Source organism: Mesorhizobium sp. M2A.F.Ca.ET.039.01.1.1, assembly GCF_003998035.1.
GTDB lineage: Bacteria > Pseudomonadota > Alphaproteobacteria > Rhizobiales > Rhizobiaceae > Mesorhizobium.
In genome coordinates this window covers 1-1,469 of sequence record NZ_RZRY01001115.1, presented here as the reverse complement: position 1 = coordinate 1,469, position 1,469 = coordinate 1, and the positions used below count along the sequence as shown (strand labels likewise).

Here is a 1,469-nt window from a genome sequence, read left to right as displayed (position 1 = left end):
GCGTTGCGCGAACCGAACCAGCCCGTTTGAATATTGCAGGTCGGCCGTGCCCACCAAGATGGGGTGACCCTCTTCGACCAGATTAATGAGTGCGTTGGCCAGGTAGCTCAGGCCAGGTGCGCGTGCGTTGATCTGGCGGTATTGCCAGGAGTTGGGATCGGTCGGGCCGTTCATTGCGCTTTGCCTCCACGCTTGATTTCATCGGCAGCCAAGGCCTCGTCGGACGGCGCCAGATAGCCCAGATGCCAGCCGGGTTCGGTTTCCATGTAACCGACGCCCTTACCTTTGGAGGTTTTGGCTATGATGCAGACGGGCCGAGTTCGATTTGTCTCGGCCTTTAGCTGTCTCAGAAGCGTCGCGAGTGCGGCCACGTCATGACCGTCGACCTCGTGCACCTGCCAGCCGAATGCTGCCCATTTGTCTGTCAACGGCTCTATACCGATGATGTCGTCAACCTGACCGTCGAGCTGGTATCCGTTACGGTCGACAATGGCGATCAGGTTGCCGGCCTTGTGGTGGGCCGCCGATAGTGCAGCTTCCCAAACCTGGCCCTCCTGCATCTCGCCGTCGCCGAGCAGGACGTAAACGTCAAATTGCCGGTCGGCCGCGCGACAGCCAAGTGTCATGCCCAGGCCAGCGGAAAGGGCATGACCGATCGAGCCGGAGCTGAAATCGACGCCGGGCACCTTACGCATGTCAGGATGATCGCCAAGCGGATTACCCAGCCGAGTATAGCCATCGAGAATGTCCTTGGAGAAGAAACCCCAGTCGACCAGCAGTGGATAGAGGCCGACCGCGGCGTGTCCCTTGCCCATAAGGAAGCGGTCGCGATCCGGCCATTGCGGCTCGCCGCGCTTGAGCCGCATCGCATCGTAGTAGAGCGTGGCGAATATCTCCGCGCAGGAAAACACCGACGAATAGTGGCCAACCTTGGCAATCTGGATGAGGCGCAGCGTCTCGAGCCGTATGAACTCGGCCTTGTCCCGCAAAAGGGCGATCTGCTCGTCGTCGGGTCGTAAGGCGATATCTGATGGGGTGGGCGGGTTTGGCATTGAGCGTGACTCCCAGGATTTCATTTTACTCGACAACTTATAACTTATAAGATATTTGTCGCTTTCGCAATCGCCCATCTGGTTGCGAAGGAGAATTTTGATGAAGAACGAATTGCGCGTGCTGGACATGGCCAGGCACTTTCATTCCCAAACGGATCCGCGCCTGCATGAGGATCATGGCCCGTTGACCATCATGGCCGGCGAGGGCGCGACCATCATCGATGACGCCGGCAAACGCTACATTGAGGGAATGGGCGGACTGTGGTGCGCATCGCTTGGCTTCAGCGACAGCCGGCTGGCTGACGCGGCTGACCGCCAGATGCGCAGGCTAGCTGTCTACCACACCTTCAACCATCGTTCGAACGAGCCTACTGTCGAACTCGTCGAACAGCTCGCCGCGTTGGCGCCGTTCGACAA

At 59.2% G+C, this 1,469-nt stretch carries 2 protein-coding genes; one reads left to right on the top strand and one right to left on the bottom strand.

The annotated features are described in order from the left end of the window. Nucleotides 1-170: 170 nt before the first annotated feature. On the bottom strand, nt 171-1,052 hold the full coding sequence (locus EOA24_RS37750; protein WP_127410809.1) for a transketolase: 882 nt from the start codon (nt 1,050-1,052) through the stop codon (nt 171-173). A gap of 100 nt (nt 1,053-1,152) precedes the next feature. On the opposite strand from EOA24_RS37750, the gene EOA24_RS37745 reads away from it, so the two are divergent. Further along, on the top strand, nt 1,153-1,469 hold a 317-nt coding region (locus EOA24_RS37745), incomplete at its 3' end, for an aminotransferase class III-fold pyridoxal phosphate-dependent enzyme (protein ID WP_127410808.1).